Origin of the sequence: Thermogemmatispora sp. (assembly GCF_019683635.1) — a bacterium.
Classification (GTDB): domain Bacteria; phylum Chloroflexota; class Ktedonobacteria; order Ktedonobacterales; family Ktedonobacteraceae; genus Thermogemmatispora.
In genome coordinates, this window is sequence record NZ_JADGIA010000010.1 from 1 (window position 1) to 23,302 (window position 23,302).

Consider the following 23,302-nt stretch of genomic DNA (forward strand, 5'->3'; position numbering starts at 1 on the left):
CCTCCCAGAAGATACCTCCGACCAGACCTCTCTGCTCTGTTCTGTACGTCTGTACGCAGGCTATAAGAATTCATGGCCCTGCGCCAGAAGCACTGAGCGGGCAGACTCCAGCAGCGGTTCGCGAACTAAAAGATAGTCGGTATCGTAGGTAGAGAGCGCAAAGACCGGAATATGGGCTTCGGCCAGCGGTCTGAGCAGCGTGGCGAGAATGCCAGTTAAGCTCAGATCCAGCGGGCCTACGACCTTGAGCGCCACCCAGTCGGCTTCACAGCGCACTCCCTCTGGGACCAGCTGCTGCGGGCAAACTACAGACAGCTCATCGGCGGTCCAGGTGAGCGCTAACAAAGGCTGCCGTTCCAGTCCGGCGGCAGAGAGCCAGACCGGCAGCGGGCTGCCAGGAGCGAGACGACAAATCGCCAGCCTGTGCGCGGCTACCAGCAACTGCATAGGCATCAGTCCTTTCTATCCTCTGTTGTGTCTGTCGGCACTGCCGCCCTGACTCCAGCCAATCAGGAAAAGCAGGCTCGTCCAGGAGGGCCTCGTGAGGGCAGGACCCAGGATAGCATAGCCTTCTGGTCCTGTCCAGGATCGTTCATCCTTTCCAGTGGATTGCAAGCAAGCAGCAACGATGTTATAGTAGTAAGAGAAAGGAAAGCTGCATAGCTGTACAGGTTTACGAAGACGAAAGGAGCAAGCCGGGATGGCCACTCGTCCGCGAGGAAGCGAGACAAGGGGCGGCGCTGAGGCGACAGACCTCTGCCAGGTGCGCGCGGTGCATCCTGAGCAGGTGGAAGCTGTGCGACAAAGCTTGCTGCCTCTGGACAGTGCAATGCGTACGGCAGCCCTTTTTGCCGTGCTCAATGATCCAACGCGCCTGCAGGTGCTCTTTGCGCTGCTGCACGCGCCGGCTGGCGAGCTTTGTGTGTGCGATTTGGCTGCTGGCCTGGGTCGAGATGATACGACGATCTCTCACCAGCTGCGTGTGCTGCGCACCCAAGGCATTGTGAGTATGCGCAAAGCCGGGCGAGTGGTCTACTACCGTCTCGTTGATGACCATGTGCGTCAATTGCTTGAGCTGGGCCTGGCCCATGCGAGCGAGCCGGCAGGAGGGTCACCTGGTACCTTTTCCAAGGTGGAGGTTTCCGCATGACCATGTTTGTCGGTCATGGTAAAGAGCCTGCTATGAAGCAGATGAATAAGGGAAAGAACCCTGAGCAGGTGGGATGGAGAGAGGCCAATTCCAGTCATGAGCGCCATACTCATCCTCATGTTCACTCTCATGCCCATGCCCACCATGCTCATCAGGAGATGCCGCGGCGGAGCCTCCGTCTGGCCTTTCTGTTGACAACGGTGATCCTGCTCAGTCAGCTTGTAGGTGGCCTCCTGGCTAACTCGCTGGCCCTCTTGTCGGAGGCTGGTCATGTGGTGACAGACCTCTTTGCACTTGGTCTGGCCTGGTTTGCAGCGGTTCAGGCTGAGCGGCCCGCGAATGCGCGCCGTACCTTCGGCTATCATCGCGTCGGCATCCTGGCAGCGCTGATTAATGCGGTGACCCTGATTGCCATCGCGGTGGGGATTCTTATCGAGGCGATTGGGCGCCTGCGCCATCCGGCTGAGGTGCAGCCGTTGGCGATGTTCGTGACGCCCTTGATCGCGATCGCCATCAATCTCTTTATCAGCGCTGTACTCCAGCGCAATGGTCACCATAATCTGAATACGCGCGCGGCTCTGCTGCACGTGCTCGGCGATGTGGGGGCCTCACTGGCGGTTATCGCCGGCGGCCTGGTGCTCCTGGCGACCGGCTGGAGCGCCGTCGATCCGCTGTTGTCAGTGGGAATCGCCCTGCTGCTGGCCTTGGGTGCCTGGCAAGTCGTGCGGGAGGCGACCGATATCCTGCTGGAAGCGGCACCGCGCGGCCTTTCAGTCTCCCAGCTCGCGCACGATATGCTGCAAGTCGAGGGAATCCGCGAGGTACACGATCTGCATGTCTGGACGATTGCGAGCGGGATGCCAGCGCTGGCCTGCCATGCGACGATCGAGGATGGGACGCCAGCCCGCAGCGCTTCGATCCGCCATGCGCTGACGCAGATGCTGACGGAGAAGTACCATATCGATCACGCGACGATCCAGTTCGAGTCGGAGAAGGATCGCCAGAGCTGTTGCCACGGTCAGAGCCTCTACTGTTGTCTCGACCCTTCGCGGCGTCCACGCCAGCCCCAGGTCACAGCTGAGGAATAAGCGCGGGGTCAGAGCCAGGGCCAAGAGCTTGCCTGGCCTCGCGCCCCCCTGGATGGTCAAAGCGTGAGAGAGCTGAATCTGTCTCTCTCTTCCCTCCTTCTTTTTGCTGCTCTCTGGACCTCAAACGCTGGATTCTCAGCTATCCATCTGCCTGGCAGAGTGCGGGGGAGCGCTGGCCTGGGGAAGCTCCTCTTCTGTCCAGCCCGCTCCCGGGTCTGCCAGCCAATAGGCCGCCGAACCAGGAGCGAGTCAGGGGAGGAAAGAGGAGTGCAGGTAGCGCCAGGGTGGGTCAGTCAGTGACCTTCCAGGTGCTCGACCTCTGCCCCCAGCGAGGAAGCAGCCTTGACGGGCTTCCTTTGTCCGAGGAGGAGAAAGGAGAGGAGGGCCGCCAGGCCGAGGAAGCAGATCACACTCGCCATCGGCAGAGCGGTGTGCACGCCAGCAATGCCAACGAGCGGCGAGGCCAGCGCACCCAGGACAAATTGCAGCAACCCAAGGAGGGCAGAGGCGCTGCCAGCAGAGTGTGGATGGTCGGCCAGAGCTAAAGCAGCAGCATTCGGGAATACCATGCCCTGACTGGCAACGACAATGAAAAGGGCAGGAAGAATGCCTGCCAATCCGACTCCGCTGATCACTGCTAAGAAGAGTCCTCCACTGCCCAGAGCCACGGCTGTTAAGGCTGCCGCCAGCAGCTTGCGCGGCTCTACTCTGCCAACAAGACGCCCGCTGATCTGTCCCATAACGGCAATGCCCAGGGCGTTCGTGCCGAAGATGAGGCTGAAGGCCTGGGGCGAGAGACCATAGATCTCCTGCGTGACGAAGGGCGAGCCAGAAATGTAGGCGAACATGGCCGCCGCCGAGAGACCACAAGAGAGCGCATAGCCAACGAAGGCTTTATCGATAAGCAGACGGCGAAAGGTGCCCAAGGTCGCACTTAACTCTCCGCTCTGCCGTCGCTCCGGCGGCAGGCTCTCAGGTAGCCCCAGAAGGACCGCTACCCACATCAGGGCTACAAGCACGGCGAGGAAGAGAAAGATGCCACGCCAGTTGGTGAGACGCAGCATGAGGCCGCCGATAACAGGGGCAGCAATGGGCGCAACACCACTCACCAGCATGAGCATGGAGAAGAAACGGGCCAGGGCGATCCCACTGTATTTGTCGCGCACAATGGCTCGGGCGATGACGATTCCCGCGGCTCCGGCCAGGCCCTGGATCAGTCTGAGACCAATCAGGAGCGTAACCGATGGCGCGACGGCACATAAGAGGGAGGCCACAATATAGGCAAGCAGCCCGATGAGCAGTGGCCGCCGCCTCCCAAGGCTATCGCTCAATGGCCCCGCTAGTAGCTGACCAAGAGCGAGTCCAATCAGACAGGCGCTCAGCGTGAGCTGGGCCGCCGAGGCGCTGGCCCCCAGGTCACGGCTGAGCAGCGGCAGCGCGGGCAAATACATATCAATCGAGAGAGGACCAAAGGCTGCCAACGATCCAAGGATGATGATCAGCAGGATATAGCGCCATCTCTCCAATGAATCCACCTGATGATTGGCTCGCTCTGTATCGTTCAATGATGTCTGTCCCATTCCTTCAACTATCTGCTATATATACATATATTTATGCAAGGACGAAAAAATAAGCGCCACAGCAGAGATACATGCTCCGGGCAGGGGGATTCCTCTGCTGCTCTCTTCCGATCGCCTTTTTGGCCGCAGTATCCCAAGGGAAGGGCCTGGATGTGGCCCGTGCTGTGAGATGCCGGGGCGACTACCTTTATTTTACTCTTGCAGGGAGGGCGTTGGCTCCCCTGGGTGCCTCAAGTGCTCTTCCTGCTGACGAAGCTTCTCCAGAGCTTGCTGATAGAGAGGTGTGGCCAACTGGCGGGCCTCCGGCAGCCGTATCCGCGTGTACATCCAGGAGAACTTAGCGCGCACCTTCTCAGGGGACCAGCCAGTGCGAGTATTGCTCATCATGTTGAGAAAAGGCTGGACGTTGACCTCCAGGAAGCTGAGGCTGTCCGCCGCCTGAACCCAATCAGCTGCGGGCCACCCTCCTACCTCATGGACGCGGATCAGGGCCATGACCTCCTCTATCAGGTCGGGTGGCGCCTGTTGTTCGCGCAGAAAGTCGCCCACGATGCGCGCCGAGCGTTCAGAGTGGGCTTGGAGATAGAGGGGATCATCCGGCCCACGTGAGGGGTCCTGTTTTGGGCTATCGGGTCCCGGAAAGGCCCTCTCCATGTCATGGGTCAGGGCTGCCAGTAACATGGCCTCCGAGGCAGCCGGGTTGATCTGCCGAAGCCATTCTTCCGCTCTTAGAAGATGGGGGACCTGGGAACCGGCATGCTCCTTGACCCAGGAGCGAGCGCATGCCAGTAAGCTCTCCATCGATGGTCTTGTCCTTTCCTAATCAACGCAAGCAAGAAAGAACTGATCACTATCTCTAAGCTTAATCACCCCTGTCAAGCTCGCTCGGGTGTTGGTGTCGCAGTTCACGCCCTGAGCATAGCGGTGATGCCCGGGCCTCAACCGGAAGGCCGCCAGGCGTCTGCTGATGATGACAGTTTCCCCACCACTGAGCTTCATCGCTAGCTGAGCAGCTTTTAGCCGATCCGCGCAGCAAATAGCTCCCCTGTCTCTGGTCGGTTGACACCCTATTTTATCCATGCTACCATCAACAGCAAAATTGGTCCTTTATCATGATATGTTCTATCGAAGTGCATGACTATGATAGCTGTTGAAGGGAAATTGCGTAGATTGGTTCTCCTGGAAAAATGGAATCTGGCCGCGCTCGGCCTTATTCTGGTTGGGGTCTGCCTGCGCCTGATGCTGCTCAAGCAACACTGGCCCTGGACCGACAGCGATGAGGGGGTCTTTGGCCTGATGGCGCGCCATATTGCCTATCAGGGCGAGCGCCCAACGTTTATGTATGGCTCGTTCTATATGGGACCACTTCAGGCTTACCTGGGCGCCGCCTTCTTTCATCTGTTTGGATCATCGCTTCTTGCTCTGCGGCTTGGCTTGGTCATGCTCTTTGCACTCTTTCTGGTTGCTCTCTATCTCCTGACCCGTACACTGTATACCCCAGGGCTGAGCTTGCTGACGCTGGCATTGCTGAGCCTCGGCTCGCCTTATATGCTCACCTATCAACTGCGCTCCTATGGGGGCTATCTGGAAATCTTGCTCTGCGGAACGCTGGCCCTCCTGATCGCTACCTGGTTAGCGCTCTCCACTTCCACTAGTCCGACGCTCTCGTGGCGCCGCCTCCTGCTCCGCTTGGGGGGCTATCTGGCCTGGGGCATCGTGGTGGGCCTGGGCCTCTGGAGCGATATGCTTATCTTACCACTGATGGGCCTCTCCGGTCTGTTGATCGTACTTTTCTGCTGGCGTGAGTTAGTGCTCGTGTTACCCGTCTTTTGCATGCTGGGTGGCCTGGCCCTGGGCATGTGGCCGCTGCTGGCCTATAATCTGCACGCTCCTCCAGGTCTTGATACGCTCAGCGCCGTGGCTGTGCAACAACAAGGACCGGTACCGCTGCACTATACGCCAGCCCTGGTCTGGCAGCAGATTAAGGCCACTATTCAGCTCTCTCTGCCCACGATTAGCGGCAATCCTTTCTGCCCAGTCAGCGAAGTGCCGGTCTTGCGGGACCCCACCAGCGCCCCTACGCTGGCCTGCCGGCTGATTCATCTCGGCTGGGGCACTGGCTATTTGCTGCTTTTTCTCGCTGCTCTGGGACTGGCCGGTTGGGATCTGTGGCGCCTGGGACGGCGCTCCCGTCTGGAGGGTAAGGCTGATCAGCAGGCTGACCTGGTCCGGGCCAGCGCTCGTCTGCTGCTGTTGATTACCGCGGCCATCACCCTGGCGCTCTTCATTCATAGTCTTGCACCGCTCAAGTGGCCCTCTCTTCATGGGCGCTACCTGATCATTTTTTGGGTTGCGCTCCCCGCGATCCTCTGGCCCCTGTGGCAGGGTACGCGGGCCACGTGGTCCTTTCTGCCCAGGTTACGCCAGCCTGGTCGCGCGCTCTGCCTGGCTCTGCTGCTGTTGCTACTGCTCTTCTATGGACTGGGCACAGCTCAGGCTTTTGGTGAAACTTCCACAGCTCAGCTGTACTATCAGCAGGATATGGCTTTTGTACATCGGCTGGAGGAGCTGGGTGTGAGCCACTTCTATAGCGATTATTGGACCTGCTATAAGGTGGCTTTTCTCAGCCAGGAGCGCCTGACCTGTGGAGTTGTTAACCAGCAGTTGCAACCGGGCTATATTCGCTACTGGCCCTATTACTGGGCTGCCCACGCCGATCGCCATGCAGCCTACGTGCTGCCACGCGGCGACTACGAGGCCGCTCTGCAAGCGCTGATGGCCCAGAAGAGCCGGCGTTATCATCTGACGCTCTACGGAGACTACTTTATTGTGCAACCAGCGGGATGACAACCCTGGCTGGCAAGGGACTCGAAGCAGGCCCCAGAGCAGCGCCTCGCGTTAGTGGGAGAGCCAGAGGGAACGACTCTAACTAGGAGAAAAGGGCTTCTGTCCGTAGCAAATGATAAAAGAGCAACTGGCGTGCAGGCTGTTCCATTCCTGATTGGCACTGTCGATAAGATTGTGCACTTCTTGCTGTGAAAGATTGAAATGGGCAGCCAGAGGTACACTGATCGCTTTCCAGATCTCGCGCAGGTCCAGGGCCAGCAGGGAGCCGATCCGTCCTCCCCACTCACCTACCGGTGCTTCGACGATGCGCATATGTACGTTGACAAGCCTGGCCTCTTGAAGATAGCGTTCCAGGGAGCGCGCCACTGCTCCCTCCATGTCTAAGCCCCGCTGTGCAGCCAATTGGGTTCCCATGCTCAGGAGCTTCTCGTTTGCCGGTCCCGCAGGGGTGACACGCAGACCCAGCCCAGGCTCGACCAGCTCAACCCAGCCGCCGGGGGCAGTCACCCGAGCCAGCTCACGCACTATCTCCGGCCAGGCGGCCAGGGGCAGAGCTGAGGTCAGGAGCCGCTGGTGGACAAAGTCGAAGGAGGCGTTGGCGAAAGGTAGGCCCCGCAGCACGTCACCCTGGACGAAGCGGTAATTGGAGGGAGGGGTGGTAGCCTTGACCTGTTCCAGATCGACCCCGACTACTTCCACCTGCGGAAACTGCTGGCAGAGTTCGAAAGCCCACTGCCCTGTGCCACAGCCAACATCCAGAATGCGCCGCGGCTGGCCAATCGGGGCCAGGTAGTTAGCCCGTAGCAGGGCCCACAGAACGTAATGCTGGAAATCCAGCCGATTGACTTCGCCCAGATCCTTGGGCAGCATGTAGGGCTGCTCTTGCAAAAAGCGGCGCTCACCCTGCAGCGGCGGCAAAGCAGCGCCCTCCGCCACTACCCGGCCCGTCGCGCGCGACGCTGGCACCGAGCGCCGCCGCCGAAAAACCCACCAGGGCATGAAGAAGCTCCTTTCTGCAACGAGATGACCTGGCGCTGGTGGCAGCAGAAGCAGTAGTCGGCAAACAGGTAGTCAGACAGGCACAGACAACGAGGCGCAGATACCCTGACCTGCCTCTTCTGGAACAGGCCCTGCCCTGCTTGTTCTCCAAAGACAGGAAGGGGAGCGCATCCGGCGCCAGGCACGGCGTCGTTATCCGCGAGCAATCGCTCAATTGAGAGTGTAGGCAAGACAAGCGGTCTCTGTCAATTGTAAGCACAGACAGTTGAGGAGCGCACCGCCCTTTATTAACAGATTTTTTATGTGAGTAGGTCGGACGTGCGGTAGAAGCGAGTCTTGACATCAGCCTGGCACCGCCATCCCAGCGCCCTTGTTTGCTGTTGCCGCCAGCCGGAACAGTCGTGTACGATCTAAGAGATGATTTTACCCAACCGAACCAACAACATGAGCCATGACTCGCTTCTTGTCGGCGACGGCGGCGCTCGCTCCAGCAAAGAGCTATCGGAATATGCCAAGAGGGGCCGTCTCTGTTGCTGAGATCAGAAGGAGGCATTAATTGCAGCGACGTCTTTCCGAGCAGGCCATGATCGATCTCCATCTGCACACGACCTGGAGTGATGGGCGCTGGACCGCAGCAGATCTTTTAGCCCACGTCCGCGAGCGGGGCTTTAAACTAATTGCCGTCACGGATCACGACCGGGTGGATACGATCCCCCAGCTGCAACACCTGGCGAAGGAGCAGGGGGTCACCGTCCTCAATGGCGTTGAGATCAGCGCCGCCTGGGGAGGCCAGATGGCCGATGTGCTTGGCTACGGCTTTGATCCTGAGCAGCCGGACCTGCGGCGGCTGGTGAAGCAAGTACGCGAGGGGCAGCGAGCCAACGCAGAGGAGGTTTATGCAGAGCTGCTCCGTCGCGGCTACTCCTTTCCCGAGCGGGAGAGGCTCCTTGCAGCGCAAGGTAACCGGCTGCGAGTCGCTGGCGACTGCGGGTTCCTCCTGCTGAAGCATGGCTATGTCTCCAGTTGGGAAGAAGCGCTCGCGGTGATTCGCGACGCGGGCTATCGGGAGATTAAGGTGGATCTGGCCGCGGCAGTCGAGGCGCTCCACCGCAGTGGGGGTCTGGCCCTGATCGCTCACCCGGGCCGCGGCCTGCATGAGCCGGCAGAGTTCACCTTCTACAGCCCCGAGCTACTGGATCGGGTACGGGCGGAGGTCGCTTTCGATGGGGTAGAGGCCTACTATCCCACCCACGGGCCGGAGCTGGAGGCGATCTATGAAGCTTATGCCCGGCGTCATGGACTGGTCATGAGCGCTGGCTCGGATTCGCATGGCCCTCCCGGTCGTCTGCCTGTCGGCTACCCGGCGTGGCGCTGCCGGGCACTATTGGAGCGGCTGGGGATCGCGGTCGAGCCGGAAGGCCAGGCCCCTTAAGGCAGTCGTCCAGCGAAGCGGTGCCGGGGCCCGGAATAGCAACGATCAGGTGATAAGATGAAAATGGGCACGATGCCACCTCCTCTTTGATTACCAGGCATGGTCTCTGCAGAAGAGAATAAGACGGTCGCCAGCGCTTTCGCGGGATGGTCACAAAGCTGCGCTGGCAGGGTCCGTCCTCTGTGAAGGCAGGGCCTGGCGGCGGCAGTGAGGCCCTTACTAAAGCTTATCTGCATCGATGAGCAGGAGTAGAAGCATGAGTCAATGTATTGTCGAAACACGCTATGGCAGGGTTCAGGGCTATCAGCAAGGAGAGATTTGCGTCTGGAAGGGCATTCCGTTTGCCCGGCCTCCTCTCGGGACCAGGCGCTTCCGCCCGCCTGAGCCACCTGAACCGTGGACGGATGTGCGCCCAGCAACAGCCTTTAGTCCGATGGCCCCCCAGGTAGCCGAGATGGGGGCCAGTATGGTCGGGGCCATTGGGGCCGAGCGCGTCGTTGATCCGCGCCCGATCAGCGAGGACTGCCTGTACTTGAATATCTGGTCTCCCGCCGCAGACCAGGGGAAGCGCCCGGTGATGGTCTATATTCATGGTGGCGCCTTCACCATCGGCTCGGCCTCTGATCCGTGGTACGACGGCGCTTCGTTCGCAGCCCGTCACAATATTGTAGTGGTCTCGCTCAATTACCGGCTGGGGATTCTGGGCTTTGTCTACCTGAAGGAGCTGGCCGGCGCTGCCTCCGGCTACAGTGGCAATTGCGGTCTGCTCGATCAGATCGCTGCCTTGCGCTGGGTACGCGAGAATATCGAGGCTTTCGGCGGCGACCCCGAGAATGTGACTGTGATGGGCGAATCGGCGGGAGCCATGAGCATCGCGGCGCTGCTGGGCATGCCCGCGGCGCGCGGTCTCTTTAAGCGGGCGATTCTGCAGAGCGGAGCCGCCGGCGACCTTCCTACTGGTGCCGAGGCCACCCGCGTGGCTCAGGCTTTGTTGACCAGGCTTGGCCTGGACCCTTCGCAGGTCGAGGCGCTGGCTGAGGTGCCGCTGGAGGCGCTGCTCAAGGTCCAGCCGGAGCTGGGACAGGAGTTCGGTGGGGTCCGCGCTTTTAGCCCGGTGATCGATGGCGAGACACTGCCGCAGCACCCGCTGGCCATGCTGGCCCAAGGCTCAGCCAGAGACGTGACCGTGTTGCTGGGTACGAACCGCGACGAATGGCGGCTGTTCGCTTTGATGAGTGGAGGTGTGCAGATAAACGAAGCTCTCCTCAAGCGGCTCTTCGGGGACTCGGCTCAGCAGGTGCTCGCGCTTTATACAGCGGCGCGAGAGGACCATTCTCCAGAGTTCGCCTGGATCGATCTGATGAGTGATCTGGTCTTTCGCATCCCGGCTATTCGCCTGGCGGAAGCTCAGGTCCGGCAGGGGGCACCCGTCTGGATGTATCGCTTCGATTGGAAGTCGCCCGCCTTTGGCGGGGTGCTCGGAGCCGCACATGCGATGGATATTCCTTTTGTCTTCAATACGCTCGATGTGGGACTCTCGCGCGTCTTTACTGGTACTGCGCCCAACCGGCAGGCCCTGGCCGATCTGATGCACGCCTCATGGGCGGCCTTTATCCGCAATGGGAACCCGTCCATTCCTGGCCTGCCAGAGTGGCCTCGCTACGATCTGGAACGGCGCGCAACGCTGATCTGGGATGAGACTCCCTCTCTCGCAGAGGACCCCCAGGGAGAGCTGCGAGCACTGTGGGAGGAGATCAGGCTGGTATCCTGACCGCCAGCCAGCAGGAAGGTAAACTGGCACCAGGAGAGCCTCGCGCTGATCAGTGACAGGTGCGAGGTGGGAGTAGCACCCGCCTCGCACTTCAGGCAGTCTTTCCTTCCTGGCTGCACGGCATAATGGCGCCATAAGCTGGGTCGGGCCAGGAGGGTTAGCTAGCTGCCGGTTTTTGAGCGTAGGCAACAGCCAGAGAGTAGGAGGTTCGCAGCTCATTCCATTCTTGGTTGGCTTGATCCAGCAAATCAAGCACTTGCTGCTCGGAGAGGCCAAAGCGCGCCGCGACAGGAGCACTGATAGCCTTAATTCCCTCACGCACATCAATAGCCATCAACGAGCCGAGACGTCCTCCCCATTCCCCAACAGGAATCTCGATTGGATAGCGCTGGACATTGATCAGACCAGCTTCTAGCAAGTAGCGGTCCAGCGAGCGCATCACTTGGCCTTCGCTATCGAGACCGCGTAGAGCTGCTAGCTGCCCAATCAAGCCGATCAACTGCTGGGTAGCTGGACCAGCAGGGGTAAAGTTACTCGAACTAGAGCTTCCCTCAACGAGTTCGATCCATCCGCCTGGAGAGGTGACGCGCACCAGCTCCTGTATCACGCCCGGCCAAGCTGACAAAGGAATAGCCAGGAAGAGAAGGCGCTGATGGACAAAGTCGAACCAGTTGCTCGCAAAGGGGAGGCCATCCAACACATCTCCCTTCACAAAGCGATAGTTGGCCGGTGGCGAGCTACTCACCTTGACCTGCTCCAGGTCAAGACCGATGACTTCGGCTTGAGGAAATTGCTGGGCCAGTTCGATAGCCCATTGCCCGGTGCCGCAGCCGACATCTAGAATGCGCCGCGGTTGCCCAATGGGAGCCAGATAGTTGCCTCGCAAGAGACTGCGCAACACATAGTGTTGGAAATCGAGACGGTTGACCTCTCCCAGATCCTTCGGTAATAAGTAAGGCTGCTCATCTAAATAGCGGCGATGGCCTCGCAGAGGCGGCAAAGCCACCTCTCCAACCGACCTTCGCGTCGGCTGCACTGCCGGATCTGAACCTCCGGCATCTTTGCTAACTCGGCGGCGAAACAGCCACCAGGGCATCCTTTCCTCCTTCCTGATCCCGCCCTTATCATCTGCCACGTAAGGGAGACGAAGAACAAGGCCGCGACGGCCTTCTCCCCCAACAAGTGGACGGAACACGAAGCCAGTGAGCTCCTCTGGAAAAAGCGTAGTTCGGAAGAAAGTGTAGAAAAGAGGACAAGTTACTGTCAAGATGCCTCGCAGGGAGGAAGGACGGTCGCTCTGATTTTTATGGATTTTTCACGCCCTGCTCACCAGAGTAGGAACTGGCCCAGCCAGGAGCGGAGAGCAGTTACCGCTATCCCCAGGAAAACGAACTGACGGCAGGTCTGGCCCTGGTCTCGATCATTGTTTTCTGACCTGGGCTGGGCCACTCCTACCAATGTCACAGCCATGTTATCCTGGCCCTTCCAGCATTGGGCTGCTTTCTGCTACACTTGAGGAAGATGCATGCTCAAGAAGATGCCATCAGCCCAGAGGCGCCCAGAGCAACGCGCCTCTTCAGACTGGAAAGGAAGCAAGTGCATGGCCGACGTAGATCATACGTATGTGATGGATCCAGAGAATGCCGGCGAGCTAGCCCGCCTGATGCAACAGGATCGGCTGCTAACGGAAGGCATGGGGGGCCTCTTTCCCGAGGGCCAGCTCCTACCCGAGGGCGGACGTCTGCTTGATCTGGCCTGTGGTCCTGGCGGCTGGGCCTTAGAGGTGGCGTTTCACTATCCCCACGTCGAGGTGATTGGCATCGACATCAGCCCACCGGTGATTGAATATGCCCAGGCTCAGGCTCAGTCACGTGGACTGAGGAACGTCCGTTTCCAGGTCGGCAATGTCATGGAGCCGCTGGCTTTCGCTGACGCCTCTTTTGATTTGATCAACGGACGCGCTCTGTCGGGCTTCATGTTGCCAGCGGCCTGGCCCCGCCTGCTGGCTGAGTGTTTCCGTCTGCTTAAGCCTGGCGGCATCTTGCGCCTGACCGAGGGGGAACTTCCTCTGACAACCAGTCCAGCCTACGAGCATTTCAGCTCCTTGATCGCCGAAGCCTTCCGGCGGGTGGGGCAGAGTTTTTCCCCAGATGGGCGCCATCTCGGTATTACGCCGGTGCTGCCACGGATGGTACGCCAGGCTGGCTTTGAGGAGGTACGGCTCCGAGCCAGCGCTATCGAGTGGTCGATGGGGACGGAGACGTATTATCCTGTCTTCAAGGATCATCTGGCCGGGATGGAATTGATTCAGCCCTTTCTCGTGAAAGTCGGCCTCATCGGTCAAGAGGAGTTAGGGAAACTGACTCAGCAGGCGATGGCCGAGATGCAACAAGAGGATTTCTGCGCGCTCTGGACGCTGCTCACCGTCTGGGGACGTAAGCCTACGACCACGACCAGCTCCACTGTCTAGAAGAGCTGGCAGTTGCTCGCTGACGGTTGAGCTGCGCGAGGTGCTGAGAGCGCGCTGCCAGCCCCCGGGAAGCGCCCCGCCGTCAGCGAGCTGCCTCCTTATCCTGGTCGTGCCGGATATTCTCCCCAGCTCCCAAGAGTGATGCGCCCTCCACTCCCAACGCCCAGCAAAAGAAATAGATTGGCCGCAAAGGTCCAGTCATTCCTCTCATAAGGGACGCCCCCATTCAATGCAGCCCCTTCTACAGGGCCATAGACCGCTCACTGGGCAAGCCCCTGACAGATATTCCGCCTACTAGCGCGCCACGCTCTGAGGAGAGCCTTCCCTTGAAAAGCAATGAGCATTTATACAATGTTTAACTCTCACCAAGGGTCATTTATGCGTTATTTATCCATTATGAGCTAAACTCATAGTGTCCGCTCAGAGACGAGCCATTGAGAACGGAGCCAGTCAGCCAGTCGGGTCGTCTCGCAATGCCCTGACCGTCCCACTGGCTGGCTGGTCGGCTAGCCGACCGAGATCGTGAAAGAGTCGTCTTTTCTCCGGCAGCGAGAAGAACGAATAATGCAACACCCACAGAGAAACCTCTCACCCGCATCATCTCCTACGCCACGCTCACCGGCCCAAGAGGTACCCAGCACCCGGTATTCTAAGGACAGCACGCCGGTTATCGAGCTGCGGCAAGTGACCAAACGCTTTCTCACGCCCGGCGGGCAGACCTATACCGCGCTACGCGACCTGAGCCTGAGCGTGGCCCCGGGCGAGTTCTGTGCGCTCATCGGCCCCACCGGCTGCGGCAAGTCCACGACATTGAGCCTCATCGCCGGGCTGGATACCCCAAGTGCCGGCTCCGTCCTGGTCATGGGGGAAGAGGTGCATGGCAACGACCCGCGCATCGGCTATGTCTTTCAGACCGACGCTGTCTTTCCCTGGAAGAACGTGCTGCACAACGTGGCCGCCGGTCCCCTCTTTCGCGGCGTTCCCAGGCGGGAAGCTCTGGAGCGGGCCCGCTCCTGGATCGCCCGCGTTGGCCTGGCCGGCTTCGAAGACCGCTATCCCCATCAGCTTTCGGGCGGCATGCGCAAGCGTGTGGCCCTCGCCCAAACCTTCATCAATGAGCCACAGATTCTGCTGATGGATGAGCCTTTCAGCGCTCTCGATGTGCAGACACGCACGCTGATGGAGAACGAGCTGCTGCAGCTGTGGTCCGCGCTTTCGGCCTCAGTGGTCTTTGTGACCCACGATCTGGAGGAGGCGATCGCCCTCGCCGATCGCGTCTGCGTGCTGACCGCCGGACCGGCTACGGTCAAGGGCATCTATACCATTGACCTGCCTCGTCCGCGCAATGTGGCCGAGATCCGCTTCGATCCGCGCTTTGTTCAGCTCTACCACGATATCTGGGAGGACCTCCGCGACGAGGTGATGATTAGCTATGAGCGAGCCAAACACTCTTCTTGAGCGGCAGCAGAGCATTGCCCATCCGATGGCGGAGACGGACAGCGCTGCCCTGGCGGCCCTGGTTCGGCGACGCCGGCGCCGACGCTGGCTCATTAACGCCCTGCGGCTGCTGCTGTTGGTGGCGTTGATTGGTGGCTGGGAATTGGGGGCCCGCCTGGGCCTGATCGATTCATTCTTCTGGGGACGCCCGTCTGGGATCTGGCAGCAGCTGGTGACCTGGGTGCTCCACGGCACCGCCCAGGGGCCGCTCTGGGTACAGATAGCCATGACCCTGGAGGAGGCTCTGCTTGGCTTCCTGATCGGGGTCGTTCTCGGCATCAGCTTCGGCGTCCTCCTGGGCCGCAACGCCTTCCTGGCCGAGCTGCTCGGCCCTTATATTAAGGCAGCCAATTCTATTCCCCGCGTGACCCTGGCGCCGCTCTTTGCCATTGGGCTGGGCCTGGGGAGTCAGTCGAAGGTCGCCCTGGCGGTCGTCCTGGTCTTTTTCATTGTCTTCTTCAATGCCTTCCAGGGCGTGCGCGAGGTCGACCGGAATCTGCTGGCCAACGCCCGCATTCTGGGAGCCAACCGCTGGCAACTGTTCCGCGAGGTGATCCTGCCTTCGGCGCTCACCTGGATCATCGCCAGCCTGCACACAAGCTTTAGCTTTGCGCTGGTGGGGGCCGTGGTCGGCGAGTTCGTCGGCTCGATCGAGGGCATCGGTCTGCTGATCCAGAACGCCGGCGCCACTTTCAACGCCAATGGGGTCTTCGCGGCCATGCTGATTCTGGCCGCAGTCGCTCTGCTCTCGGAGATAGTGATTACCGCCCTGGAGCGGCGTCTCCTGCGCTGGCGCCCGACAGCCCTGAGCGAGGTCACCCTCTGATACCGCTCCACTTCAGAGAGACCAACGCTCGCCCTCGCCGGGACAGCACCACGCCCCGCAAGAGGTAGCGCCTGAGCGCTGCCTCAATCGCACAACAAATGAAAGGCACGAAGGGAAAGGAAGAGGAAGACCATGCGTGTCAAGCGACAGTGGCTGCGACAGCCCATGACCGTGCTCATTCTTCTGCTGGCCGCCCTGGCCAGCGCCTGTGGCAGCAGTGCAAGCGGGCCAACTGTGAGTAATGGCAAGGTCCAGCTCAAGATCATGGTCGGGGGGCTGAGTAAGCAGATTTATCTGCCCAATATGCTCACCCAGCGGCTGGGCTACTTCGCCCAGGAGGGCCTGGCTGTTACCCTCATCGATGAAGCTTCCGGCCAGTCGGCAGAGGACGAGGTGCTGGCTGGCCAGGTCGATGCTGGCTCCGGCTCCTACAATCACACCATTGAGCTGCAAGCGGCAGGCAAGCAAATGGAGTGCGTGGTGCAGCTCGACATCGCTCCGGGCGAGGCCGAAATTGTGGCCGCGCGCGAGGCCGGCCAGATTCGCTCGGTCAGCGATCTCAAAGGGAAGAATCTGGGGGTGACCGAGCTGGGTTCGGGAACTCAGACCCTGACAACTGTCCTGCTTCACAAGGTTGGCATCGCCCCCAATCAGGTCCACTTCGTTCCGGTGGGGGCCGGGGACACGTTCATTGCTGCCCTGCAACAGGGCAAGATCGACGCCGGCATGACGACTGAGCCAACTATTTCGCGCATCCTGGCGAGCGGTATCGGCAAGGTCCTGGTCGACCTGCGCACTCCCCAGACCACACAGGCCGCCCTCGGTGGTCCTTACCCCTTTATCTGTGTCTTCATGCGCAACGACTATGTGAATGCTCATAAGGATGTGGTGCAGAAGCTGGTCAATGCCTACGTCAAGACCCTGAAATGGATTCACAGCCATACGGCGGAGCAGATTGCCGACATGATGCCCGCCGACTACTACGCCGGCAATAAGCAGCTGTACGTGACAGCGCTGCAGAACCAGCTGGCGATCTTCAGTCCAGACGGACTGATGCCCGCCGGTGGCCCGGAGTTTGTGCTGAGTACCGAGCAGCAGTCAAATAGCTCGGTGCAGGGGAAGCAGATCGATCTGAGCACGACCTACACCAATGAGTTCGCCAGCAAGGCCAGTTAGGGGGAGAGCACGGTCTGGGCGCTAGACGGATTAGGAGCATCAACATAGTATAATGGGATGTCGTTGACGCTGCCCTTGCTTCGAGAACACAGGCAAACAGAGCAGGGCAGCGTCTCCCGGGTCTCGGCCTTTGGCCCTGCTCGGAAGATAGCCATAACACTGGGGTGCCTGTGCCTGGCCCCAGAGAGACGCACCGCGAGAGCTGCGGGACCGACCAGGGGGCAGGGAACCCTGAGAGAGAGAAGCCAGCCAGGTTCACTGTGGAGAAAGGCTTATGTGGCCCACGGTTCGTCGCTCGCTACTGACTCGTCTGCTCACGGTCTATCTGCTCTTCGTCGTGGTCGTCCTGCTCGGCGGAGTGGGGATCAACACCCTCGTTGAGCAGCGGCTGCGCAGCGATGTCCAGGCTGCCGATCAGGCCCTGGCCGAGGAAATCGCTCGCGAGACGAGCCTGCAATTGCTAGGGGCCGAGCAAGCGCTACAGAGCCTGGGCCGGCTGGTAGTGGAGTCCCAGAACGCGACCCCCGCCACACTGGAGCGCCTCTTCCAGGCGTGGCACGATGCCCGGAGCGATGTCGACCACGTCTACTGGCTTGATCCCTTCGGCGCGGTGCTGGTAGCCTGGCCCGCGGGCCATGTCGCCGCAGGGGCCGAATTCTCGCCGCCAACGGTCGTTGAGCAGGCCCTCAAGAGTAGTCAGCCCGCCTTCGAGGTGGGCATCGTGGGACTGGCTCCCGGCAGGCTGGCAACGCCAGGCGTAATTGTGGCTCAGGCCGTGCGCTCTCAGGGACGCCTGCGCGGTCTGATCGCCGCCAGCTTCTCCCTGGCTGAGTTGAGCCTGCCGCTGGTCAATGTGGTTCAGGCTCAGCAGAGACAGAGCAAGCACCTGATGATTACGGTGATCGATGGGGATGGTGTCGTGGTGGCCTCCTCCGAGCGCGGGAGCCTGCTGGCGACAGTCCTCAGCGAGCTGCCAGGGGCAGCCCTGGCCCTCCAGGGTCAGAGCCTCTCGCGCGCAGGACCAGGGCCGGACGGCCAGAACTGGTTGTTCACTTCTGTACCGGTGCCGAAAGTCGGCTGGGCAGTGGTGGTTGAGCGACCGGCGAGGGAGGCTCTGGCGGTGGTGGATCAGTTCCATCTCTGGCTCTTCCTCGTGGCCGCGCTTTTCACCCTGGGCGGCCTGCTCTTTTGGCTGCTCCTACACCTGCGCGTCATTCGCCCCCTGCAGACACTGGCCGGTCAGCATCAGGCCCTGCCAGCCAGCGCCGATGCCATCCCGACCGCCACTCGCCTGCTCGCCCGTCAACGCGACGAGATCGGCGATCTGGCCCGCTCACTGATTCGCCTGGAGCGTGATGGGCTGCGCAAGCTGAGCGAGCTGCACACTTTACTGGAGACCTCGAACGCTGTGGTCCGCTCACTTGATCCTCGCGCCGTCATCGAGGAGATCATGCACGAGGTTCAGCGCCTGGTCGATGTCCAGGCGGTGGCGGTCCTTCTGCCCGACGAGCAGGGAGTGCTACGGGTCTTGCAGAGCAGCGGACACAGTGAGCGCTACGATCGTCTGCTCTCCCTCTCGCCCGAGCGCGTCAGCTCGGCAGCGGTGCTGGCTCTGCACAGCGGTCAGCCTGTGCAGAAGTTGCTCGATGGCAGCCAGCCCTCCTTCGCCTACGACGACGGCTTCTGTGCTGTTCTGGCCCTGCCCATCATCAGTCATCACGTCGGCAGCGTCGTTCTGGTGGTCCACCGACGGGAGCCGCGCCTCTTCGAGGAGCATGAGGTGCAGTTGCTGTCGACCTTCGCCAACTATGCGACCCTCGCCTGGGAGCACGCCGTGCTCTACGAGCGCAGCGATGAACGACTGCGCGAAGTTGCTCAGGAGAACGCCCGCCTCTATCGGCAAGCCACGGAGGAGAAACAGCGGCTGGCGGCTATCATGGAGAGTATGCAGGATGGGCTGCTCCTGTTGGGCACCGACAATCAGATTCTCTACGTCAATCAGGCCGCCTGCACCATCGCTGGTCTGCCACGGACGACTCTGGAGAGGCAGTCTATCGCGGCCTTCTATGAGGCCCTGCAGGCCACAGGGGCCGAGGCCGCAGCCTGCGCCCAGGCGCTGCAGCAGACGGAGCCAGCCACATTCCTGATCGAGAACCGTGAGGGGAGCCAGGCACGCACGCTGCAGCTGCGACTCTTCGCTGTGCAGAGCGAGACCGGGGAGACGATCGGGCGGGGCCTGCTCGTGCGCGATGTCACACGCGAGCGGGAGCTGGACGAGTTTAAGACGACCTTGCTGGCAGCGGTGGGCCATGAGGTACGCACACCACTGGCGGCGATCAAAGGCTATGCTTCGACGCTGCTGCAGCCAGATGTGCTCTGGTCCCCCGAGGAGCAGCAGCAGTTTCTGCAGACCATTCTGCAGGAAGCTGATCGTCTGACGCAGCTTGTGCGCAATCTGCTCGACCTCTCACGTCAAGAGGCTGGTCTGCTACAGCTTAGGTGCACTCCTGTCGATCCACGCGCGCTGGTGCTGGCGGTTGGCGAACGGATCAAGTCAGGGACAGCAACGCTGACGGTGGAGATCCCGCCAGGGCTGCCACCGGTCCTGGTAGACCGCGGACGGATCGAGATAGTGCTGCACAATCTGATCAGTAATGCCTTGCTCTATGGAGCGCGTCAGGTGCAGGTCAGAGCCTGGCGCTCCACAGACGAGGAGGAGGCTCTTATCTTTGCTGTGCTTGACGACGGACCGGGCATCGCCCCCGAGGAGCTGCCGCATATCTTTGAACGTTTCTACCGGGCTTCCCGCGGACGCCGTCAGCATGCTGCTGGAACGGGTTTGGGCCTGGCAATCTGCAAGGCGTTTGTGGAGGCCCACAGGGGGCGCATCTGGGCCCAGAGCAGCCCGCAAGGCACAGTGATGTGCTTTTCGTTGCCATGCGCCTCGCAGTCGGCATTGACGACGCTGCGCGAGGCAGTCGAAGAGGAGGGAGACCCCAGCGATGGTTATAGGAACAGACAAGGCCAGGCGCATTCTGCTTGCTGAGGATGAGCTGGCGCTGCGGGACTTCGTGAGCCGCAATCTGCGCGTGCGCGGCTTCGAGGTGCTGGAGGCCAGTACCGGCCTGGAAGCGCTGGCGCTCTTTGAACGGGAGCGACCGCACCTGCTGATTCTAGATCTGATGATGCCTCGTATGGACGGGCTGGAGGTCTGCCGGCGCGTGCGCGAGCAGTCGACGGTCCCCATCATCGTGCTGACAGCCCTCGACGCCGAGAGAGACAAAGTGGCCGCCCTGGATTTAGGGGCCGACGATTATCTGACAAAGCCCTTCGGGGTCGAGGAGCTACTGGCGCGGGTGCGGGCCGTCTTGCGGCGAGCCCAGTGGGAGAGTGGCATGCCTGCACTGCCGGCGCTGGGGGCGCGACGCTTTGGAGAGATCGAGGTGGATCTGGACAGACGAACCGTCCGCCGCAGCGGCGAGGAGGTTCGTCTGTCTCCAACGGAGTTTGCGCTGCTGGAGCAGCTGGTTACCCAGGCCGGCAAGGTACTGACACATCGCTGGCTGCTTCAGCGCGTCTGGGGACCAGAGTACGGTGGTGAAGTGGAATATCTGCGGGTTTATCTTAACCGCCTGCGTCAAAAACTGGAGCCTGATCCGGCCCACCCTCGCTACTTGCTGACCGAGCCAGGGGTGGGCTACCGCTTTGTGGCCCCTGGCCCCGGGGTGGAGTAGAGCGATGCGCTCCGGCGGTTCGCTGTCACTGTCCTCCCCGCGCCTGGCTGGGGGCCAGGCTTACGAGGAGGAGACGCGCCACTGACAGGTCCAATGCAGATGTGGCTGATGCAGTTGATGTGGTTGATGTGGCTGGTGCGGCTCCAATACTTTCCCGTCGCTGTTTCTTGCCTATCTTCTTCTTCCTCCTTTCTATTCTTCGAAGGAAGAAGATTCATCTGGGGAGCACGTGTGCAAGTACGAGCGCACCTCTGCGGCAGTACGCAGGTGGAGCGCCTGCTGAGCCACTCGCTGAGCGTCGCTCAGTGTCCAGCGACGGATCGCTTGCTTGCAGCGAGGGACTGCCCTGGGGGCCATGCTCAGCTCATCGATACCCAGTCCCAGCAAGAGGGGCAGTGCGAGCGGCTCGCTCGCCAGTTCGCCGCAGATCTCCACGCGACGCTGGCGACGGTGAGCAGCCTCAATAGTGAGCTGGAGCAGACGGAGGATCGCTGGATGGAAAGGATCGGCCAGGGAGGCCGTGCCCTCGTTGGTGCGATCGGCGGCCAGGACATACTGCGTGAGATCGTTGGTGCCCAGGCTGAAGAAGTCAACGACTTCGGCCAGAGCGTCAGCGAGCAGGGCGGCAGCCGGCACTTCGATCATGATGCCAAGCTCCACCCGCTCAGCCAGAGCCTGCCCTTGCTGGCGTAGCTCCTCCTCTACTTCATGCACGAGCCGACGCAGGGCCTCAACTTCCTCATAGCTACTCACCATTGGAAAGAGGATACGCAGCTCGTGGCCCGCACCCGCGCGGAGCAAGGCCCGCAGCTGGGTGCGCAGGAGTGGCAGGTGCTTCAAACCCAGGCGTATACCGCGTACGCCCAGAAAAGGGTTGGATTCGCGCGGCAGGGACAGATAAGGGGCCGGCTTGTCTCCTCCGATGTCAAAGGTACGGAAGACGACAGGCGCCGGATGGACAGCTTCGATGAGCGTGCGATAGATCTCTCGCTGCTCCTCCTCGCCGGGCGCCTGCTGACGATCCAGGAAAAGGAATTCGGTGCGCAGGAGACCAATCCCCTCGGCCCCAAAGGCCCGCACATCGGCCACTTCCTCCGGAGCCTGGATGTTGGCCCGCACTGGATAGCATCGACCATCCCTGGTGCAGGCTGGCTGCTGCCTGGTTTCCGCCGCCAGATTGGCCTGACGCTGAAGCCATTGCGTCTGCCGATGATAGTGAGCCAGGGCCTCGGCCTCTGGCTCTGCAATGACGAGGCCCTGCTCTCCATCTACAATGACTACTTGACCGGGGCGCAAAACTTCCAGGTTGTCCCCCAAACCAACCACCGCCGGCACCCCCAAGGCCCTGGCCAGAATGGCAACATGAGAGGTCGGTCCGCCCTGGGCTGTGCAGAAAGCCAGCACGTGCTCCCGCGGGCAGCGCACTATCGCTGAAGGGGTCAGCTCGCGCGCGACGATGATCGCCGGCTCGCTCAGCTGAAGGCCCTCTTCGGCCTGCCCCGTCAGATGACGGAGCACGCGCTGAGCCACATCTTCTAGATCGAGGACCCGGGCCTGCAAATACTCATTCTGGACCGTTTGCAGTTGCTGAATATAATGCTGAAATGCTGCTTGCCAGGCAGAGGCGGCGCTCTGTTGGTGACGGATGCGCTCCTGCACCTGCTGCAGGAGCTCGGGATCTTGTAAAAACAGCTCGTGAGCGGAGAAGATGGCCGCCTCTTTGGGGCCAACGGCTCTGCCAGCCTCCTCGGCAAGGAGCCGGATTTCCTGGCGGGCCGCAGTCAGGGCGGCTTCAAGACGCGCCAGCTCTGTCGCCACATCCTGGCCCCTTTCCACTTCGACTTTGATCTGCGACGGCTCATAGCGGTAGACAGGACCGAGAGCAATCCCAGGGGAGGCCGCTATGCCACGGATTCGCTTCTCACTCATTGCTTACCTGCTCCTGCTGCTCATCCTCCTCGGCCTCGCCGAAATTGCTGGCGATGAGCCGGGCGATGGTCTCTACGGCCTCTTGTTCGTCTGCCCCCTCGGCAGCGATGCGCAGCCGATCATGGCGCTGGATGCCGATCGACAAGACCGTCAATGGACTTTTGGCATTCACCGGCTTGCTACCTTGCGTCAGGTTTTCAATGGTGATTGTCGACGAGAAGGCCGCTGCTGTTTTTGCCAGCAGCGTGGCTGGACGGGCATGCAGGCCGTCACGATAGGCAACAACCACTTCTGTTGATGCAGCCAAACCTATCCCCTTTCCTGCTCAGCTGGACTGATCTGAGACCGCGTGAGGCCGCTATCCACGATCAGCCAGACGCTGGGTAAGATTAATCACGCCTTCTTTCGCGGCCTGAATGGCGATAGGCGTGAGATCGCGCAAGCTCATATATTCTCGTTGCACAAGAATTTCAAGGAGCATTGGCAGATTGACGCCGCAGATGACTTGCGTCCCTTGCAGCGCCAATTGCAGGGAGGCGCTGGCAGGATTGCCGCCCAGGATATCGATGAGGATGAGCACCTCGCCATCGCTCATCATCTGGCGAACTGCGGCTTCAACCTCCCGCCTGAGCTGTTCCAGTGAGCCACCAGCGGGCATGCCAATGGCCACAAAGTGCTCCTGGGGGCCAGCGATCATCTCCACCGCATCCTTTAATCCGGCGGCTAACGAGCCATGTGAAACAAGGACGACACCGATCACGCAGCCATTCCTCTCTTCTTCTCAAGGCGGCCCAGAGGCACAG

The 23,302-nt window shown here is 60.9% G+C and carries 19 protein-coding genes; 11 read left to right on the forward strand and 8 right to left on the reverse strand.

Annotation, left to right across the window (positions count from 1 at the left end):
* Positions 1 to 60: 60 nt before the first annotated feature.
* Positions 61 to 453 carry an ACT domain-containing protein gene (locus IRZ31_RS02395; protein WP_297149143.1) on the reverse strand — a complete coding sequence of 131 codons (393 nt, stop codon included), beginning with the start codon at positions 451 to 453 and terminating at the stop codon, positions 61 to 63.
* A gap of 247 nt (positions 454 to 700) precedes the next feature.
* Between IRZ31_RS02395 and IRZ31_RS02400 the strand changes: the two genes are divergently transcribed.
* Both IRZ31_RS02400 and IRZ31_RS02405 read left to right on the forward strand, forming a co-directional pair.
* Positions 701 to 1,150 (forward strand): metalloregulator ArsR/SmtB family transcription factor, encoded by a 450-nt coding sequence (locus IRZ31_RS02400; protein ID WP_297149145.1) that lies wholly within the window; start codon positions 701 to 703, stop codon positions 1,148 to 1,150.
* Between the two features lie 32 nt (positions 1,151 to 1,182).
* Positions 1,183 to 2,238, forward strand: coding sequence for a cation diffusion facilitator family transporter (locus IRZ31_RS02405; RefSeq protein ID WP_297149148.1), 1,056 nt, complete (start codon positions 1,183 to 1,185; stop codon positions 2,236 to 2,238).
* 293 nt (positions 2,239 to 2,531) lie between these two features.
* Here the strand turns inward: IRZ31_RS02405 and IRZ31_RS02410 are convergent, their stop codons facing one another.
* Positions 2,532 to 3,803 (reverse strand): Bcr/CflA family multidrug efflux MFS transporter, encoded by a 1,272-nt coding sequence (locus IRZ31_RS02410; protein ID WP_297149150.1) that lies wholly within the window; start codon positions 3,801 to 3,803, stop codon positions 2,532 to 2,534.
* A gap of 207 nt (positions 3,804 to 4,010) precedes the next feature.
* On the reverse strand, positions 4,011 to 4,619 hold the full coding sequence (locus IRZ31_RS02415; protein WP_297149152.1) for a hypothetical protein: 609 nt from the start codon (positions 4,617 to 4,619) through the stop codon (positions 4,011 to 4,013).
* 339 nt (positions 4,620 to 4,958) lie between these two features.
* Here IRZ31_RS02415 and IRZ31_RS02420 point away from each other — a divergent pair, with 339 nt between their 5' ends.
* Positions 4,959 to 6,665 carry a hypothetical protein gene (locus IRZ31_RS02420; RefSeq protein ID WP_297149154.1) on the forward strand — a complete coding sequence of 569 codons (1,707 nt, stop codon included), beginning with the start codon at positions 4,959 to 4,961 and terminating at the stop codon, positions 6,663 to 6,665.
* 78 nt (positions 6,666 to 6,743) lie between these two features.
* On the opposite strand, the gene IRZ31_RS02425 is transcribed toward IRZ31_RS02420, so the two are convergent.
* The gene (locus IRZ31_RS02425) at positions 6,744 to 7,664 is read right to left on the reverse strand and encodes a class I SAM-dependent methyltransferase (protein WP_297149157.1); all 921 of its coding nucleotides are present in this window, start codon (positions 7,662 to 7,664) and stop codon (positions 6,744 to 6,746) included.
* Between the two features lie 556 nt (positions 7,665 to 8,220).
* On the opposite strand from IRZ31_RS02425, the gene IRZ31_RS02430 reads away from it, so the two are divergent.
* Positions 8,221 to 9,096: a PHP domain-containing protein gene (locus IRZ31_RS02430; RefSeq protein ID WP_297149159.1), complete on the forward strand. Its 876-nt coding sequence runs from the start codon at positions 8,221 to 8,223 to the stop codon at positions 9,094 to 9,096.
* Positions 9,097 to 9,352: 256 nt separating this feature from the next.
* Positions 9,353 to 10,867, forward strand: a complete 1,515-nt coding sequence (locus IRZ31_RS02435) for a carboxylesterase/lipase family protein (protein ID WP_297149161.1) — start codon at positions 9,353 to 9,355, stop codon at positions 10,865 to 10,867.
* 157 nt (positions 10,868 to 11,024) lie between these two features.
* Here the strand turns inward: IRZ31_RS02435 and IRZ31_RS02440 are convergent, their stop codons facing one another.
* Positions 11,025 to 11,963, reverse strand: coding sequence for a class I SAM-dependent methyltransferase (locus tag IRZ31_RS02440; protein WP_297149163.1), 939 nt, complete (start codon positions 11,961 to 11,963; stop codon positions 11,025 to 11,027).
* A 504-nt stretch (positions 11,964 to 12,467) separates the two neighbouring features.
* On the opposite strand from IRZ31_RS02440, the gene IRZ31_RS02445 reads away from it, so the two are divergent.
* The 6 genes from IRZ31_RS02445 (at position 12,468) to IRZ31_RS02470 (ending at position 20,570) form a co-directional block, all read left to right on the forward strand.
* A complete protein-coding gene (locus IRZ31_RS02445; protein ID WP_297149164.1) occupies positions 12,468 to 13,337 on the forward strand; it encodes a class I SAM-dependent methyltransferase in 870 nt (289 codons plus the stop codon).
* A gap of 684 nt (positions 13,338 to 14,021) precedes the next feature.
* Complete coding sequence (locus IRZ31_RS02450) at positions 14,022 to 14,795, forward strand: ABC transporter ATP-binding protein (protein ID WP_297149166.1); 774 nt, start codon at positions 14,022 to 14,024, stop codon at positions 14,793 to 14,795.
* Between the two features lie 25 nt (positions 14,796 to 14,820).
* Positions 14,821 to 15,660: an ABC transporter permease gene (locus tag IRZ31_RS02455; RefSeq protein ID WP_363325628.1), complete on the forward strand. Its 840-nt coding sequence runs from the start codon at positions 14,821 to 14,823 to the stop codon at positions 15,658 to 15,660.
* A 132-nt stretch (positions 15,661 to 15,792) separates the two neighbouring features.
* Positions 15,793 to 16,836, forward strand: coding sequence for an ABC transporter substrate-binding protein (locus IRZ31_RS02460; RefSeq protein ID WP_297149170.1), 1,044 nt, complete (start codon positions 15,793 to 15,795; stop codon positions 16,834 to 16,836).
* A 274-nt stretch (positions 16,837 to 17,110) separates the two neighbouring features.
* Positions 17,111 to 19,882 carry an ATP-binding protein gene (locus IRZ31_RS02465; protein ID WP_297149172.1) on the forward strand — a complete coding sequence of 924 codons (2,772 nt, stop codon included), beginning with the start codon at positions 17,111 to 17,113 and terminating at the stop codon, positions 19,880 to 19,882.
* Positions 19,839 to 20,570 (forward strand): response regulator transcription factor, encoded by a 732-nt coding sequence (locus tag IRZ31_RS02470; RefSeq protein ID WP_297149175.1) that lies wholly within the window; start codon positions 19,839 to 19,841, stop codon positions 20,568 to 20,570. Before IRZ31_RS02465 ends, IRZ31_RS02470 begins: the two co-directional genes overlap by 44 nt.
* A 192-nt stretch (positions 20,571 to 20,762) precedes the next feature.
* Here IRZ31_RS02470 and ptsP read toward each other — a convergent pair whose 3' ends face one another.
* Genes ptsP through IRZ31_RS02485 form a run of 3 tightly spaced genes read right to left on the reverse strand, consistent with a single transcriptional unit; the run spans position 20,763 to position 23,259 of the window.
* Positions 20,763 to 22,499: a phosphoenolpyruvate--protein phosphotransferase gene (ptsP, locus tag IRZ31_RS02475; protein WP_297149177.1), complete on the reverse strand. Its 1,737-nt coding sequence runs from the start codon at positions 22,497 to 22,499 to the stop codon at positions 20,763 to 20,765.
* Positions 22,492 to 22,806 (reverse strand): HPr family phosphocarrier protein, encoded by a 315-nt coding sequence (locus IRZ31_RS02480; protein ID WP_297149179.1) that lies wholly within the window; start codon positions 22,804 to 22,806, stop codon positions 22,492 to 22,494. Before IRZ31_RS02480 ends, ptsP begins: the two co-directional genes overlap by 8 nt.
* A 51-nt stretch (positions 22,807 to 22,857) precedes the next feature.
* Entirely contained in the window at positions 22,858 to 23,259 is a 402-nt protein-coding gene (locus IRZ31_RS02485; protein WP_297149181.1) for a PTS sugar transporter subunit IIA, read from the reverse strand.
* Between the last annotated feature and the right edge of the window lie 43 nt (positions 23,260 to 23,302).